The following is a 13,268-nucleotide window of genomic DNA, read 5'->3' as shown; positions in this document are numbered from 1 at the left end:
GGGTACGGTTGCCGAAATGGCCCCGACTGACTTTTCGGGTCCGATGGATCAATATGCACAAAATACGGCCCCGTCGGAGTTAAACGGCGTCGAATGCGGTTCATTCACCGGTGCTTCAAGTCTCAACGATGTCGATGCGGGACGACAGTGCGTTCGAAAGGCATTCTCCGAATGCCGTCCCGCACGTTATCTTCTCGATCAAACGGCGGCTGACGGGTCCCGTTTCGTTTCGTATGTGGCTGTCGAACCCACTTCCTTCGTGTCACCCGCGTGTCAGTTGCACGTGCACACGGTCTCGAACGATAGCTCAAGATTTGTCGGCGACAGCGAGAAGACCTGCAATACGCTGGATCCTTTGGAAGCGATCGAGCTGGCCTGCGGCATCGCGCCGGCCGGCTGACCGATTCTGCCGTCTCTCACGTTAACGAAAGTTAACAAAATATATATAAACGTTAACAATTGTCTGGAGCGGGATGGGGCCTCTTTTGTAACCTGGAGGTAAGTCGTGCCGGAGGTCCACCATGAAAAAATCCCCTCTCATTCTTCTCCCGTTGCTCGCTTTGCTCGGATGCGACGATACAAACGACGGAAAGATTACAATTGAGCAGGCTCGGCTCCGCCGATTTGAATCGTGCGGTGAACTTCGCCGCGCCTTAGAGATTCGCCGTCAATCTCCGCCGCCTCCGGTCGACGCGGTAGCTCTCGAGGGGTCTTCGATCGCAGAAGGAAACGAAGTTGCCGCCGCGCCTCTCGGAGAAACGGCGAATCTGCAAACGGCGGGCGTGGACGAACTGGATGTAATCAAGGCCGACGCGGATTTTATTTATCAGTTAAAGAACGATTTGAGTTTGGTTGTTTTGCGCCGCTCACCCATCGGGCAGGCTAGCGCCGTGCAGAAAATTGAAAATGCGGGCGTGGGTGCTGCTCTAGGGATCTTTGTTCGCGAAAACCAGGTAGTCACATTGTCTCAAGAGTACGGCTATTCCTGCGGCGGTCCTTACCCGGTGTCGGTGGGACCCGAGGGCGCGTTGACCTTAGGAAGAAGCATGTCAATCGCTTGCAACACTCCGTCGTGCACTTGCTCGATCACGCCTCCGATTCTTCGTTTGAACTATTTTGAGCGGAGGGGAGACGGAACATTAAATGGCATTGGCGCTCGAACGATCGAAGGGACATTTTCCGGGGCGCGATTCATTGGAAAACACTTGCACCTCGTTACGACCTCGGCCATCGCCGATCCTCAAACCGAAGAGAGCGACGTCGGGCTGCCGAAGACGGAATTCGCTTCCCAGAACTCCCCCGTGACCGAGTGCACGAGTGTCTATTATGAACCGGCCGTCATGGTTCCGGACGGGATCGGTCCGGTGGCCGATAGCCTTCTCTGCGTGCTCACAGTGGACACGGACAAGCCGGACGGAGTTCCGAAAGGCGAATGTCTCATGGCCGACACGGCTTCGGTCGTTTACGCCTCGCAGGAAAATATGTTCGTCGCCAGTTACGGTTGGGATCAAACTCCGATTCATCAATTTGAGTTCGGAGACGACGAAAAAGAAACACGGTACGTCGGAAGCGGAATTGTTCCCGGGCACTTGCTGAATTCGTTTTCGATGGATGAATTTGACGGCTATTTGCGGGTGGCATCGAGCAGCCAGGGCGGCGGAGGCTGTGTCATGCGCGAAGATGGCGCGGATATTTGTGAATTTGAAGCACCCGCGAATCAGATTTCGATTATGAAATTATCCGAAGGAAGCGATCTTTCAACCGTGGGCAAAATCGAGGGTGTCGCGGTGGGCGAGCAAATTTACGCGAGCCGCTTTATGGGTAAAAAAGGCTTCCTCGTGACGTTTCGACAGGTGGATCCGCTTTTTGCGATGGATCTTTCGGACCCCCGAAACCCCGCAATAAAGGGCCAGCTCAAAGTACCGGGTTTCTCCACGGGTCTCTACCCGATGGAGGACGGCTATCTCTTGGGCGTTGGGAGTGATGCGGATGAATCGGGGATCGTTACGGGTCTTGCGTTGTCGATCTTTGACGTTCGGGACCTAAGCGCTCCCGCGCTGCTTCACAAAATCAAGCTAGGCGCTCGCGGGACATACTCGGAAGCGTATGACAATCCCCATGCGCTTCGTTACGCCGCCGACAAAGATCTGGTCATTCTACCGATCTCCGCTACCCAAGCGGATTGGCAGGTCCCCGATTTCAACGGATTCCAGATCTTTCATGCGGCTGTTGCTGACGGGTTTAAACTGTTGGGCGAATCCGCCTTTTCGAACGGCGGCACTGGCTATTACTATTACGGGGATAGCAGCCGCTCGTTCATCCGCGACGATGTGATCGATCTCGCTGGGGGCGGCGAGCTTGCTCTTCGTGCCACGTCCGACCCGGCCACGGACCTCGTTCGTTTAGCAATTCCATGATGAAACTTCGCATTGCTGTGTGCCTATTCGTGTTGGGGAGTGGATTGATCGGGTGCGGCGACTTAACCAATGCCGAAGTCATTCGCCTCACAGAAGAAAGATTTGCCGGGATCAACTATTGTACAGCCGCTGAGGAGTGTCGAAACATCGACACCGTTTGCGGTGACTTTGCATACAACGCAAAAGAGCAAAAAAGAGCTGAGGATTTCGCTGCGTTTTGCGAGGCAAATTTCGGACCTCGCCCGGTCATTTTTGAAGAATTATCAGCTCCAGTAGCCCCAACGGTCCAAACGTCGGCCTTTGAATGCCTTGAGCGAATGTGCACGGAAGTTTTGGCTACCCCGTCGATCTCGCTTTAAGGCCTGAGCAACGAAGTGTTGGGGCAAGAGACAAGCCGTGCCGTGGTGCCGAGGGCCGGACTCGAACCGGCACGGTCCCTTCCGGAACCTCAGGATTTTAAGTCCTGTGCGTCTGCCAATTTCGCCACCCCGGCATGCGTCAAAGCGAGGGGTCTTCTCTATACCCTCGTTTAGCGGCAATTCAAAAGGCTCCATAATCCGTATCTCGAAAGTTCGACGGGACGGGCGGGGTGGGTTGGAATAGAATGAAATTTAGAGGACCTCATGAACAACAAAAATGGATATCTGGGTACTTTTTCAGGATTGGCTGCTCTCTTCGCCCTGGTTCTATCCGCATGTGCGAGTTCCGAGCATGCGACGAAGACATCGTCCGCGGTTCGATCGTCGGCCCTTTCCGTGTCTTGTTTTCATAAGAGTTATTGCGACCGAGAGATGGCTTCAAGATGCCCCAAGGGCTTCGACGTCGTGGATACCGAAGACGAAATCCTCGAAGACATCGCGAGAACGACGTTCTATTTCCGATGTACGAAGTAGGTTCAGTGGCCTGAAAGGGAAACGGCCCGCCCTTTGCCGCTAGTCGCCGGAGTTCCCCCACTCGATTTCTCAGAGTCGAGAGTTCGATCCACCGGAAGGAGATGTTCTTTCGTAAAAACGGCGAGTCGTCTGTGATTTCCTTCGTCGATCTCCGTGATCTGAACGCCCAAGCCTTCGGGGAGAAGTCGGTTGATGCACCGGCGGCCAAACTGGTGGTAGGCGGTTCGTCCCATACAGGAGATCGGCTTTCCACCGTCCGGCAAATCGATCGATAAGCGGAGAGAACCTTCCCCCAGGCCGTTCTTGCGCGACCGCAGGAAAATCCCTCCTGTGCTGATGTTAAAGGTGGCTCGTCGATGAAGGTTCCACTGCCCCGATTCGCCGAGATCGACGACCACGGAGGCCAGGGCCCGGGGAAACTTTCTTTGATTCGCGCCGCTGGTGAATAGAACTCGATGAAACACGAACGCCATTTCTTCCGGCGACTGCGTTTTGGAAATCAGCCCGTGAATCCGCACCTCGTCTCCAAGCGTGAAGTCTTCGTCCTTTGAGTGAAGTTGAATGCCGATCAGCGAAGGAGCGGTCGCTCGCCCCCGAAGGTAGGTGGCTAATTCCTCCTCGCGAAAATCATCTACCCGCGGATCGATCAACAAGGCGTTGTACGAGGCCGGGGATGAAAAGAAATTGCGGCGAGCATCTTTCCAGGACGCCGCCGTGGTGACATTCAGCTTCATCAGCCGCAAGGTATGAATCAGAAATTCGTGGAAGATTTCGAAATGCTGCGTGCCATTAAGGACGAGAACGGAACGGCCGCGTGTCTGTGCTTCTCTCCCTGGCATTCAATCGTAACCCAAGTGATCCCTGGTTTCCCCCGTACGACTGCAACAAGAAGGCCAATGCCTTCTAGCGTTCGAATCATATCAGGACTGCTTAACTTTAGCGTCGGAAATTCCGAGCTCGCTCGGGGGCTTAGATATTTCCGCTATCGGTTCAATAGGTTACATTCGTGTGGCGGGTTTTGAGCGTGTCTTGACCTTCTTGCACGGTTGAAAACCGCTCAAAGTGAACGGTGGCAAAAAGGCTGCCGAAATGGTGTCGCACGGTGGCGTTCCGCACCGCTATAGCTGAACTTTAGAGCTCGGCTCCGTCGGTCGGTTGTGCCGCCCTTCGAAGGTGATTGAGATGGTTGGCGAGCGCCGGAATCTGTTGAAGCATATCGAACGTGACGCGGTATCTCCGACCATTTTGGAGTTCAATCCATGGGTCCGCGTCGATCAGGAGCAATACGGCCGCTACTTCACTGGCGCGGAAGCGAATCGTCTGTAATCCGTCGTTGCTCTCAACCGCGGGATCCCCGGGAAGCAGGTACCGGACCGCCATTCGATCGACGTGCGACGACGTATCGTTCATGCGAACGGTCATGACGCCGGCAATGAGGAGTCCGATGGTGATCCATAGGCTCGTGGAGGCTGGCAACGACCATCGCCTTGAACTCTTTTCGGGTGCGCGTTGTTCGGACGGATGCGTGGGTCGTTTCTGCTGCGCGATCAGTTCTTTAGCCGACTGAATTCGTTCTTGTCGCAGCATCTCGCGAAGAAAGATCTGGAGTTCTTCCAGTTTCCTCGGCGTAAGACCGATGAATTCAACGCCGAATCCTTCGGACTCAACGTGTGCCGCACGCACGGGCGCCGAGAAGTGAAGAGGGGACCCTTCCGTTACGACCCGTAGTGTAAGTAGAAAATATTTTCCACTGGCAATGGAGTGTTGGGTGGCGAGAAATGCTCCCCCCAGTCCGATATTCATGACTTGCGCGGGATGAAATAAATCGTGGTCTCCGATGCGAACGTCCAGTGCCAATCGGCTGATCGCGGTTCGTGTATGCGAACGCCGCCAATGACTTTCTAAACCTTGTTCCCTCAGGTTCAGAAGCCGGCGAACCATGGAAACATCTTGATTGGATTCAGCCCCCATGGGTTCTATTTGCAAAGCCCACACCTCATCCGTTGAATTTGGAGCAAGATCAGTACCAATAAAAATTATAAAAATACCTATCGTTTCAAATAGATAGTGGATCGTTTCGCTGAAAAAGTCCCCGGATGTAAACTTGGATTCCCGTGCGCTGTGAAAAAAAGTCTCAGGCCTGTTCTTGAACCTGAATGGTGCGTCTTCCATGGGTCCAGCTCTTCCGGCGCATTTGGTCCCACACCCAGGCACCTGCAAAAACGAACAGAAGCAAAGTTTGGGCGATCAGGCCCTCCAGGTAGGGATAAATTCCAAGCGAAGGAATCGTAATGAAACGAACTTCCCGTTCCGAAAGGAGGTTTGCTTCTTGGAGGCTGTGAACTCCTTCGCCGAGGAAGACTATAGCCAAGAGGCAGAGAAGGAGACTGCTGGTCCCAAAAAAATGTTTGAGCGGGATTCGTTTTCCGAGGCGAAACATCACCCATGTCGTCACCAGAAGAACGAGAATTCCGAGCGCTCCACCCGCGATGATCCACGGGAGCTGATTCTCAGCTTGAAGTTTCAGCGCTTGCACGAAAAGAACCGTTTCAAAAACCTCGCGATACACGGCAAGAAAGGTCATCGATACGACGGTTGCGATTCCCACGCCGGAGCGTCCTTTCACCTTCTCTACGAGGTAGCGTTTCCAGGTCGCCGCATCTCGTTTGCTGAAAAGCCAAAAACTGACGTAAATGAGGACGGCGGCCGCCAGAAAACTGATCCAACCCTCCATGCCCTCGCGTACCGACCCGGTGACCACTTCCTGGGCGATGATCCACGTCAGGCCGCCGCAAATCAACGCGGCGATCCAACTCGCGTGAAACCAGCGAAGCAAGATGCCGGCGTTTGTGGCGGCCAGGCCCGAAAGAATCACCGCGCCCAAAAGTACCGCTTCCAATCCTTCGCGACCGATGATGAAAAACGAGCCGAGCAGCGCCGCCCACGGAGAAAGGCCGCTGATTCCGCGAATCGTTGTTTCAGAATCTCGCAAAGTTTTCATCAAGGCAGAATGCGCCGTCGCCACCATGTTTGGATCGCCTCGGAGGGCCTTCCGGTATTGGGTGAACGATTTTTCTGCATCCCGAACCAAGTCGGCGTGGCGAGTCGATCGAAGGACCGCTTCGGCGCTTTCAAATCCATCTAAGTAAGCGCTTACAGCCTCATCGGTGGCCTCTTTCATTTTATTTTTCTGAAAGGAAGCGAGGCTCCGGTCGGAGTATCGTATGGCGCGTTCGATCCCGGCGAGAGCCGAGCGTTCCGATTTCTTCGGAAAGGTGTTTGCCACATTGGAAGGAAAACGCTGAGAATAAATGAGATGGCGGATTCGGCTCAGCTGCGCAAGACTTGCGGCTCTGTCCATGCCGTCCTTCTGAGCCGTCGATAACAGCTCTTCGTCGGTTTTTTGCATTACGACTGTCCAAGGCACGGATGGCTCGGCCGCAGTGGGCGAAGGGAGATCCGAACGGAGGGTAAAGGGCACTGCCGCGAGAGACCAACGTTCATGTTCTGTAAGCGAAGAAAACGAGGGCATCGCCGTGCCCTCGATTCCGAACGTGATGGAATTGAACACGCGAAATGGTGAAAGAGGATCGAGCGTGGTGCCGTCGGCCAGAGTTCTCGGCGGGGGTTCGAGCCTCGCTGCGATTTCTTTTGATGGCCGACCGCTTTCGCCGTGGCAGATCGCGCAGGATTGGGTGTAGAGTTTTCTTCCCAGCGCCAGGTCGGGAATTTCAGGCGGGAATAAAGAAACGGAGAATTGCGTGACGAATTGTTGTCTCGCGCGTGTCGCGGCCTCCCGCACAAAAGCGACATTTGCCTTGTTTAGAATGGCTTCCTTTAGTCGGCGGACGTCGGTCAAGAGAGACGCATCTGCATCCGCACTCAATTGCGTTGTGTAGTCGTCAACCAGCGAGACAAAATCGACCATCTCGTTATATTCGGATCCCGATCGAATCGTTCCTCCGTCCGCAGAGACGGCGTTGGCGTAGTCCGAGCCGATATAATCGCAGAGAGCGATCGCCCTGCGAGCGTCCTCCGGAACGTCGGCGCGTGCGAAATGGGCGTTCAAGGCGATGGAAGTGCCTAAAATAAAGGCGAGAACCGAATTTTTTCCATATTCCCTAAAGACCCACATGCCTCGTCCCGTTAAAAATGCGATCGCCAAAATGCAATTGAGAATGATTATCAACATCAAAAATAGCGGAGGGGTTGTGAATCGTCAAGGTGAGGAGTAGCCCGGGCCCGAAAAGAGATCGAGATCTGGATTGTCGAATCTCAAATCCGGTCCGTTTGCATCTGTTCGAAAAGAAAGAAATGCCATAATTCTAAATGGTTACGTTCTAAATACTCTTGGCCTTGGCCTTGCCTGAGCAGCATGGGTGATGTTCGATCTCGAAATCAGTCGGCGCGAGGCGGATCGCCTCCAGGTTTTCCGCAGGCGGGTGCCGCTTCAAAAAGTTCACGTACGTGTCGGGCGAAGTCTTCGAAACGACGTCGTCCTTCTCGAACGGGGCGTGCTACCGGAGGCGGGCGCGATTGTTCGAAAAGGAACTCAAGTCCTCTGGTATGAAAACGGCACCAGCCTGGCGGTTTCATTACTCAGGAACTCCGTAAAGATCGGACCGTACCGAATCTGTGCGAAACTTTCGCCGAGGATTTGGTTGGCGGGTGCGGCGATATTATTAATCTGCATCTCCGCGAGCGTTCTAGATCTTCAAACCCGCAAAACGAAGGCCGGAGCGTTGACACAGCCCATTTCCACGGCCGGGATTCCGCTTCCGGCACGTGGGATATTCGGTCGCCAATCGCCCGATACCCCCAACGCCTCCAGGATCGCTTTTCATTTTGCACAAGTGACCCCAAGCGGCGTCGTGCTTCATTATTCTCCGGGTCATGTGGAATCCCCTGACCAGCTCGCCATTATTCTTAACGGAAAGCCCGTCGGCTTTGTTCCGGCCTGCCCAAGCCACTGGCTGATCGAACAACGCCTCACGCTGTCCAAAGAGCAACTTCGAAAGGGAATCAACGAAATTCGGTTCGAGGTTCAGCCGGATAGCGGTGCGGAAAGCGATTGGGGCATTCGAGATGTTTACGTGAAAAAGTCGATGGTTGAGGAAGCTCTTAAAGAAGACGGCAAATCGTTGTTTGAAGCGGCGAATAAACTCTTTCAGGAATCGAGTTCTCAGTCGGGGAAATTGGTTCGTGCCCGACAATTGCTCGAGCGGGCTATTGGAAGCTGGCGAGCGACACAAGGGATCATTCCGCCGGAGGCTCTCTCATTGGAGCGGGAAATTGCCCATGCGGATGAGCTGATGTTCTCGCGAACGATGTCGGAAGCGAGAGGGGCCTTGAGTCTTGGCGATCGCCATCGCGCAGTCCAAATCTACGACCGATTGCTTGCGGAATTGATCGACCTGGCGGATGACCGTCGTGCTGAGGTTTTGAAGGCTCGAAAATCAGCGTCGAAAAGGGCGGGTGGATGATGACTCCAAAGAAAAAACGTTGGGTCTACGTTCGAAATAAATCGGGAGAACAACTCTATTACCTGAAGCTGCCGGTTGGGACTGGAAACGTAGAGCTTCCCGAACTCGGTTCATTGCATTACGAGCAGACGACCGGAAACTCTTTGCACCTTTCCGTTCAGGAGCCAGGCGCCGAACTCGACAGTTTTTACGACGGGGACGTGATCGTGCGTTCCGCTCCTGGAGAAAAGCCGGTGGTGGCACGGCTGGCCCAACGGCGGAAACTTCCGCAGCAAATGTTTTTGTTCGTTTTTGTTTGTGCAATTTTTCGAACGGTCGTCGGAATTTGGCCGGCGTCGTTCCGTGCGTCCGCCGACACCAAGATTGCGCCGCAGTTGTCTTCCGCACCTGTGGCCGCAATCCTTCCAAAGGGACGAATCCAGGCTTCCGTTCGCGATCCGAATCCCAGGGTCTCCGCTCCGACCCGAACTCCAACCATGCAAGCGACGGTCTCTCCCCCCGCTAAGAAAGTGACAGCCGTGAAATTGGTGGATGAAGAAGAGGATGACGAGCGACCGAATCCTCCGAAAAGAAACTCAAAATCAAAAAGGAGGGAACCTGCCGCAGCTTGGAAACCGCTTGAAAAGGAAGCTCGGACTCTCTTTGTCATGGGGGAGTGGGCTCAATCGTCGAGCCTTTTGAGCGACATTCGGGCGTCGAATTCCGGAGATCTTCCCCCATCTCTCCGAAAATTTGCCGCAGAAGTGGAGTACGCTCAATGCCAACAGTCCTTTAAGAAGAGGAGCTGGTCCGCCGCCACGCGCTACTGCGAAAAAGCCGTCGGTTATGCTTCCCATGCCCGGGCCAAGAAGCTTTTGGACCTTTTTTCGGAACGGGTTCGCCGACTCTACTTGGAAGCCTATGCGATGGAGACGACAAATCCGAAGGCCGCGATTCGACGTTATAAAGAGGTCGCGGTCTCAGCGCCGGCCGCAAATCCCTACCGATGGAAAGCGACCGAAAAACTCAAGGCCACGCGCGAACTTAGGGTTGATTGAAAGCCCAAAAAAGATTTGAGATAATAATAACTTACGGCCAGGCAGGCCGGTCCCATGAAGAAATCGGCTCTGATTATTTCTTCGGCCGGAAAGCTCGATGTCCCCGGCCTAGAGAAAGCTCTTCTAACCCACGGATTTAACACGGTCCGCGTAAATGGGTTGCGGGACGCTTTTTTCCGCATCGACAACGAACGTTTCTCGGGGGTCATTCTCGAAGACATGGAGCAAGGGAAGTGGCAGCGGGAGTTCGCTGAGGGGATCTCTCGGCATCCATTCGGGATCACGACCCCGGTCGTCGTGATCGGTGGATCTCAACAGCCGGCCGAACGCGCCGCAATGACATCGATCCTCGATCAATATTTCCCGGTCGAGACGGACGTCAATGAGTTGGCTGAATTTGTAAATGAAACATGCGCGCTTCAAGGGGAAAAGGCGAAACGGGGGAAACTCGGCCCGGTCTCCATTCCCCTCCTCCTCGTCCAGGCAGCGAGGTTCCGTTTGGACGGTGCGGTGGTCGTGGAACGTGGAGAAGAGAAATGCATTATTTACATGGAGAAGGGATACGTCGTGTTTGCCTCGTCGAACCGCGATGAAAATCGATTCGGCGAGTTTCTCGTTCAACAGGGCATCATTTCACGAGACGATTTTTTGCGGGCTGCGAAACTTCTTCAAAGCTCGGGAAAACGGCTGGGCCGAATCTTAGTCGATGAGGGCATTCTCAAACCGCAGGTCCTGCAAACGCTGATTCAATCTCAAGTGAAGCACATTGTGTACACGGTCTTCGATTGGAAAGAGGGCGAATTCTATATTCTGTCCGACGAACGATCGTGCCAGGATGAACCGGTCGCACGCTTTGAAACCGCACGCCTGATTTTGGAAGGGGTTCGGTTTAAGTTCAGCGAATCGCGCCTAAACGAAGAATTTCGGCCCTTTGACCAAAAAGTCTCGCTCGCAGTTTCGTTGGACGAGTGCCAACGCCGCGTGCATCTGGGAAAAAATGAAATCGATTTTTTGTCGTTGATCGGTACCGGACGGTTGATCGGGGAACTTCTAAACCTTAATTCATACAGTCGCCTCGAAAGTTTGAAACTTCTCTACAGCTTTCGAATTCTCGGGTTCCTGTCACTTGAACGAGGCGCCGGCATGCCTCTCTCAAGTTCTCTGAGCCCACAAGCGAGATCAAAGGCGATGGATGATCTTTTTGCGGCCAAGGAGCACAAGGCTGCTCCGGCGCACATGGAAGTTCATGAGACCTCCTCTTTGAAAAGACCGCATGTGTGGCGAGCTGCATACATGGCCGCGGGGGCTGTGGCGCTTTCCGCGACCTGGCTCATCGTGACGTTCGTGGATACGAGATTCTCACGCGAAGGTCAGACCCACCCCGGCGATCGATACGTCGACGTGGAACAGGATCCGGTGATTCATAGTTTAGAGATGAAGAAGCTCGCCCCCGAGCCATCGGTCGCGCCTGTTCAAGCGACACCGGAGGCGACACCTTCTCTCGCAGCGGTGACGACTGTTCCCGAACCTACGATTCAAGCAACGTCGACTCCTTCGGAAACGCCGACGCCGGAGGTAGCTTCGGTTGAAGATACGCTGAGGCGTTTTAGTGAAGTCGTTCTTTCGGCCGAGAAGCACCGGCGTGCGGGGCAACTACAGGTATCCTTGGAACAATACAGGAAGGCGGAACAGATCGACGCGAAACATCTCGGCGTGACGCTGGCGATTGCGGACATTCTTTTCGATATGAATCGAATCGATGAAGCGGAGCGGCAGTTTTCGCGCGCCAAGAAACTCGATTCTTCGAATCCCCGGCCCTATCTCGCGCTCGGCACCATATATCTCCTACAAGATCAAAGCGCGCGTGCGGTACGCGAATACGAGGCTTACTTGCGCGTCGTTCCCCAGACGCCTCAAAACCAAAGTCGCATCACGGAAGTTCAACGAATCCTTCAAAATCTTTCGGTTCGGCCGTAATGTCGTGAGTCTATTGTTCCCCTTGCGAAGCGGGAGTGTTTTTAAGAAGACCTTAGCCGGGACTTCGGTCGCTGCTCTTATGGCTCTGGCAAGTTGCGCAGAAAAGGACCTCCACATCGGATCGATGCCGAAGGAGGATCTCTGCATCGCCGTTCTGCCGTTTGAAGTGCGCTATGACGCAGCCACGACCAATGAATTGCTTTCGGAGTTCATCGCACTCGATCTTTACCGAAACGGTGCGCGAGGTATCGTGGGTCCTCGGGATGTGGATCAATTGTTTCGTACGGCGGGGGAGCCGCTTCCTCCGACGATTGACCCGTATTGGGCCGCGGAGATCGGGAGGAAATTGAAAGTGGACGGTGTAATTTTTGGCGCCCTGTCGCGAATTCCCATTTGGCGCGGAACGAAAGCGGACAAGGATGAACTCCAAATGAATATCGATTCCTATTACTTGGATGCAAAGACAGGCGAAATCCGTTGGGTTTACGGGGCCAAGGAGGTCACGCCGGGCGACCACTTCGTCGCTCGGCTCGGACAACATTCGGACATGATGGTTAAGTCCCTCCTCTCCCAGCATAGTGACCGGAGCGAGTTCGGAAAGCCGGACTGTTGGGCGAAGCCGGAACCGAAACCTCTTGCGGTTGCGCCCACTCCAACTCCCGTGCCTTCGCTCACCGAGAATCAGAAACGGATTCTAAAAGAACTCACGGCTCCAAACGGCCTCTTGATTAAAGCGGAAGCGTTCTCCGAGCGCTCGGAGCAGCTCAGCAAGGAGGCTGTGTCGATTCTTCGAGACGTCGGCGCGGCTTTGAAGTCGCCCGAAGCGCCTACGAACGTCCGGATTGCCGCGCATGTCGACGGAACGGAAGACAGTGCTTCCGACCTTCGGTTGTCCAAGAACCGAGCGGAAGCCATCAAGGACTATTTGGAGAAGTTAGGTGTGGAGGATCGTCGAATGAAGGCGGTCGGTTTCGGAAGTACCAAGCCGATTGTGCCGAACATCAATCGAAGAAGTCGGATGATGAACCGGCGCGTGGAACTTACGGTCCTGCCCGCCACGGAAACTCCGTGATCCCCCTTCGGGACGAAAACGCGACGTCGTACGTACCCATCGCCACGATATTGATCATTACAGCGAACATCGCCGTCTTTGCGTATCAAGCTTATTTCGGTCCGCGAGGATTCGAGAGATACGTCTTTCAGCTCGGCCTTGTTCCGTCGGCGCTCACCGGATCGGCACCTCTTCTCGGACCCCGACCGATGATTGCGCCTTGGCTGACCGTCGGGACGAGCATGTTTATGCACGGTGGTTTGATGCATCTCCTGATGAATATGTGGTTTCTTTGGATTTTTGGAGACAACATCGAGTGCGCCCTGGGCCGGGGGCGCTTTCTCGTCTTCTATCTCCTTTGCGGCATCGGTGCGGCATTAGTGCATGCAGCGCTTACGCCTACCTCAACG

Annotated in this window: 12 protein-coding genes and 1 tRNA gene; 9 read left to right on the top strand and 4 right to left on the bottom strand. The window is 54.4% G+C overall.

The window, feature by feature from the left end; all coding sequences use genetic code 11:
* The 3 genes from VI895_15230 to VI895_15220 all read left to right on the top strand — a co-directional run.
* The coding region (locus VI895_15230; GenBank protein ID HLG21150.1) for a hypothetical protein at window positions 1-400 on the top strand (400 nt) is incomplete at its 5' end.
* A 121-nt stretch (window positions 401-521) separates the two neighbouring features.
* Window positions 522-2,417: a beta-propeller domain-containing protein gene (locus tag VI895_15225; GenBank protein ID HLG21149.1), complete on the top strand. Its 1,896-nt coding sequence runs from the start codon at window positions 522-524 to the stop codon at window positions 2,415-2,417.
* Window positions 2,414-2,776 carry a hypothetical protein gene (locus tag VI895_15220; GenBank protein ID HLG21148.1) on the top strand — a complete coding sequence of 121 codons (363 nt, stop codon included), beginning with the start codon at window positions 2,414-2,416 and terminating at the stop codon, window positions 2,774-2,776. Before VI895_15225 ends, VI895_15220 begins: the two co-directional genes overlap by 4 nt.
* Before the next feature lie 43 nt (window positions 2,777-2,819).
* Here the strand turns inward: VI895_15220 and VI895_15215 are convergent.
* A tRNA-Leu gene (locus tag VI895_15215) sits at window positions 2,820-2,910 on the bottom strand.
* A 130-nt stretch (window positions 2,911-3,040) separates the two neighbouring features.
* Here VI895_15215 and VI895_15210 point away from each other — a divergent pair.
* The gene (locus VI895_15210) at window positions 3,041-3,310 is read left to right on the top strand and encodes a hypothetical protein (protein HLG21147.1); all 270 of its coding nucleotides are present in this window, start codon (window positions 3,041-3,043) and stop codon (window positions 3,308-3,310) included.
* A 2-nt stretch (window positions 3,311-3,312) separates the two neighbouring features.
* Here the strand turns inward: VI895_15210 and VI895_15205 are convergent, their stop codons facing one another.
* From VI895_15205 to VI895_15195, 3 genes are all read right to left on the bottom strand, one after another.
* Window positions 3,313-4,149 carry a PilZ domain-containing protein gene (locus VI895_15205; GenBank protein HLG21146.1) on the bottom strand — a complete coding sequence of 279 codons (837 nt, stop codon included), beginning with the start codon at window positions 4,147-4,149 and terminating at the stop codon, window positions 3,313-3,315.
* A gap of 292 nt (window positions 4,150-4,441) precedes the next feature.
* Window positions 4,442-5,251 carry a PilZ domain-containing protein gene (locus tag VI895_15200; protein ID HLG21145.1) on the bottom strand — a complete coding sequence of 270 codons (810 nt, stop codon included), beginning with the start codon at window positions 5,249-5,251 and terminating at the stop codon, window positions 4,442-4,444.
* A 193-nt stretch (window positions 5,252-5,444) separates the two neighbouring features.
* Complete coding sequence (locus tag VI895_15195) at window positions 5,445-7,445, bottom strand: cytochrome c/FTR1 family iron permease (GenBank protein HLG21144.1); 2,001 nt, start codon at window positions 7,443-7,445, stop codon at window positions 5,445-5,447.
* Window positions 7,446-7,689: 244 nt separating this feature from the next.
* Between VI895_15195 and VI895_15190 the strand changes: the two genes are divergently transcribed.
* The 5 genes from VI895_15190 to VI895_15170 all read left to right on the top strand — a co-directional run.
* Window positions 7,690-8,793 carry a hypothetical protein gene (locus VI895_15190; protein ID HLG21143.1) on the top strand — a complete coding sequence of 368 codons (1,104 nt, stop codon included), beginning with the start codon at window positions 7,690-7,692 and terminating at the stop codon, window positions 8,791-8,793.
* Window positions 8,793-9,830 carry a hypothetical protein gene (locus VI895_15185; protein ID HLG21142.1) on the top strand — a complete coding sequence of 346 codons (1,038 nt, stop codon included), beginning with the start codon at window positions 8,793-8,795 and terminating at the stop codon, window positions 9,828-9,830. The genes VI895_15190 and VI895_15185 overlap by 1 nt, the downstream gene beginning before the upstream one ends.
* A 54-nt stretch (window positions 9,831-9,884) precedes the next feature.
* Window positions 9,885-11,807 (top strand): DUF4388 domain-containing protein, encoded by a 1,923-nt coding sequence (locus VI895_15180; protein HLG21141.1) that lies wholly within the window; start codon window positions 9,885-9,887, stop codon window positions 11,805-11,807.
* A gap of 4 nt (window positions 11,808-11,811) precedes the next feature.
* Window positions 11,812-12,879: an OmpA family protein gene (locus VI895_15175; GenBank protein HLG21140.1), complete on the top strand. Its 1,068-nt coding sequence runs from the start codon at window positions 11,812-11,814 to the stop codon at window positions 12,877-12,879.
* The coding region (locus tag VI895_15170; protein ID HLG21139.1) for a rhomboid family intramembrane serine protease at window positions 12,876-13,268 on the top strand (393 nt) is incomplete at its 3' end. The genes VI895_15175 and VI895_15170, both read left to right, overlap by 4 nt.

This window comes from Bdellovibrionota bacterium (assembly GCA_035292885.1).
Classification (GTDB): domain Bacteria; phylum Bdellovibrionota_G; class JALEGL01; order JALEGL01; family DATDPG01; genus DATDPG01.
This window is presented reverse-complemented; position numbering and strand designations above follow the sequence as displayed.

Coding starts and splice junctions, on each gene's coding strand:
- VI895_15225 (HLG21149.1), top strand. CDS start 522: ATGAAAAAATCCCCTCTCATTCTTCTCCCGTTGCTCGCTTTGCTCGGA.
- VI895_15220 (HLG21148.1), top strand. CDS start 2,414: ATGATGAAACTTCGCATTGCTGTGTGCCTATTCGTGTTGGGGAGTGGA.
- VI895_15210 (HLG21147.1), top strand. CDS start 3,041: ATGAACAACAAAAATGGATATCTGGGTACTTTTTCAGGATTGGCTGCT.
- VI895_15205 (HLG21146.1), bottom strand. CDS start 4,149: ATGCCAGGGAGAGAAGCACAGACACGCGGCCGTTCCGTTCTCGTCCTT.
- VI895_15200 (HLG21145.1), bottom strand. CDS start 5,251: ATGGTTCGCCGGCTTCTGAACCTGAGGGAACAAGGTTTAGAAAGTCAT.
- VI895_15195 (HLG21144.1), bottom strand. CDS start 7,445: ATGTGGGTCTTTAGGGAATATGGAAAAAATTCGGTTCTCGCCTTTATT.
- VI895_15185 (HLG21142.1), top strand. CDS start 8,793: ATGACTCCAAAGAAAAAACGTTGGGTCTACGTTCGAAATAAATCGGGA.
- VI895_15180 (HLG21141.1), top strand. CDS start 9,885: ATGAAGAAATCGGCTCTGATTATTTCTTCGGCCGGAAAGCTCGATGTC.